General features: G+C 64.1%; 3 protein-coding genes and 1 pseudogene. 3 read left to right on the top strand and 1 reads right to left on the bottom strand.

Annotated features, from left to right (window positions below; all coding sequences use genetic code 11):
- Positions 1 to 219, bottom strand: a 219-nt coding sequence (locus AC2VNK_RS03080; protein ID WP_486882756.1) for a tetratricopeptide repeat protein, incomplete at its 3' end; no start/stop codon positions are given.
- Positions 220 to 247: 28 nt separating this feature from the next.
- Here AC2VNK_RS03080 and rluD point away from each other — a divergent pair.
- From rluD to AC2VNK_RS03065, 3 genes and pseudogenes are all read left to right on the top strand, one after another.
- Positions 248 to 1,207, top strand: coding sequence for a 23S rRNA pseudouridine(1911/1915/1917) synthase RluD (rluD, locus tag AC2VNK_RS03075; protein ID WP_486882755.1), 960 nt, complete (start codon positions 248 to 250; stop codon positions 1,205 to 1,207).
- A complete protein-coding gene (pgeF, locus tag AC2VNK_RS03070; RefSeq protein ID WP_291523940.1) occupies positions 1,197 to 1,949 on the top strand; it encodes a peptidoglycan editing factor PgeF in 753 nt (250 codons plus the stop codon). Before rluD ends, pgeF begins: the two co-directional genes overlap by 11 nt.
- A gap of 1 nt (position 1,950) precedes the next feature.
- Positions 1,951 to 2,193, top strand: a pseudogene (locus AC2VNK_RS03065) (acireductone dioxygenase); the annotation flags it as partial.

The raw sequence follows: 2,193 nt of genomic DNA, 5'->3' as shown, positions 1-2,193 counted from the left end.
TTGTTCGGCGTAGGGGCCGTAGGGGTAACGGGTCTCCAGATCTTCGTACAGCTTAATGGCGGAAGTGTAGTCTCCGCGCTCCATGGCCTTTTGGGCGGGTTGGAACAGCGTCTCGGCAGATTCGTGGCGCTCGGCGGCGTTGTCTGGTTTCTCCGGGCTACTGGCACATCCAGCGATCAGCGCGGTACAACACAAGGTAATGAGTATGCGTTTGCTCATGAAGGACAATAGTCTATAGTGGCGAACCATGAGCGACGATAGTACGGGTATTCCCATGATTTTGCCAGAGGAGCAGGCCGGCGAGCGTCTCGACGCGGTGTTGAGCCAGTTGCTGCCGGAAACCAGCCGCAGTCGTATCCAGACCTTGCTGCGGGATGGCCGGATTCTGGTGGATGGTGCGGTCGAAAAGCCCAGCGCACGGATTCGTGGTGGTGAACAGGTAGAAATCAACTGGCCGGAGATCGAGCCCAGCACCTGGCTGCCCCAGGATCTGCCGCTGCATATTCTGTATGAAGACGCGGATATCCTCGTTGTGCACAAGCCGGCAGGGCAGCTTACCCACCCCGGCGCCGGTCATGCCGACGGCACGCTGGTCAACGCCGTGCTGGCCCATGTGCCGGATAATGCCTGCCTGCCCCGCGGCGGCATTGTCCATCGGCTGGACAAAGACACTACCAGCCTGCTGGTGGTGGCGAAAACCGAGATGGCGCGACAGTCACTGATCGACCAGCTCGGTGACCATACCATGCACCGCGAATATCTCGCGCTGGTGATGGGGGCGATGACCGGTGGTGGCCGGGTAGACGCGCCCATCGGCCGCCATGCCCACGACCGCCTGCGAATGACCGTGCGTGATGACGGCCGACCGGCGCAGACCGAATATCGGCTGGTGGAGCGCTTTCCCCGTCACAGCTACCTGCGCCTGCGCCTGGCGACGGGGCGTACCCATCAGATTCGCGTGCACATGACGCATATCGGCCACCCGCTGGTGGGGGATCCGGTCTATGGCGGGCGGATGATGGTTCCGCAGGGGCTGGATGAGGTCGCGCTGGCCCATTGGCGGCAATTCCGCCGCCAGGCTTTGCATGCCTGGCGTTTGCGTCTCTACCATCCGGAAAGCGGGGCGCTGATGACCTGGGAAAGCCCGCTGCCTGAAGACATGACCGAATTGCTGACTCTGCTGCGCGATGCGCGTAATGGCCACTGAAGAGGCGGGTTATTGGGTGCCGGACTGGCCCGTGCCCTACGGGGTACGCAGTGCCGTCACGGTGCGCAGTGGCGGTGTCAGTCAGGGGGTCTATACATCACTCAATCTCGGCGATCACGTGGGCGATGCGCCGGAGGCGGTGGCACGAAATCGGGATCGGCTGCGGGCCATGCTGGAATTGCCTGGCGAGCCCCGTTGGTTGCGGCAGGAGCATGGCACGGGGGTCGTCACCCTGACGGCCGCGCCAGTACGCTCTTTGGAAGCGGATGGTGCGGTCACCGCCATACCGGGCGTAGCGCTGGCGGTGCTCACCGCGGATTGCCTGCCGGTGCTGGCTTGCGGCGGGGGCGGTCGCCATATCGGTGTTTTTCACGCCGGCTGGCGGGGCCTGCTGGCGGGCATCCTGGAGCGCGGCGTGGCGGCCATGCAGGTGGCGCCGGAGGATATTCTGATATACTTGGGACCCGCCATCGGGCCTGAGCATTTCGAGGTCGGGCCGGAGCTGCGGGCGGCTTTCCTGGCGGAGGATGCCGGGGCGGCAGAAGCCTTCCGCCCCGGACGTGGGGACCGTTGGCTGGCGAATATTTATGCACTGGCACGGCAGCGCTTGCAGCGGGTCGGCGTGCAGGCCATTTTTGGCGGTAATCTGTGTACGGTGGCTGACCCTGCGCGCTATTTTTCCTATCGGCGCGACGGCGTTACCGGGCGTATGGCTTCTTTGATCTGGAAGGAGGAGGGTTAGCATGGCGACTTTGCAATATGCAGAATCGGCGCAGCGGGTCACGGACGCGGCGCAGATTGCCGCCACCCTGGCGCCCCTGGGTGTTACTTTGCAGGCGATTCCGCTGACCGGGGCGGGCGCTGCGGCGCTGCTGGCCCAGCCACAACTGGCTGCGGAGGCCCAAGTGGCATTGCTGGCGGCCCTGGATGAGGTCTTTCAGCGTTTGCAGCGGGAAAAGGGCTATCAGGAACGGGATCTGGTCGTG

It is taken from the genome of Acidithiobacillus sp. TH-A35, from assembly GCF_057473505.1.
This window is presented reverse-complemented; position numbering and strand designations above follow the sequence as displayed.

Excerpts from the sequence above, each read along its gene's own strand:
- rluD (WP_486882755.1), top strand. The coding sequence starts at position 248 with ATGAGCGACGATAGTACGGGTATTCCCATGATTTTGCCAGAGGAGCAG.
- pgeF (WP_291523940.1), top strand. The coding sequence starts at position 1,197 with ATGGCCACTGAAGAGGCGGGTTATTGGGTGCCGGACTGGCCCGTGCCC.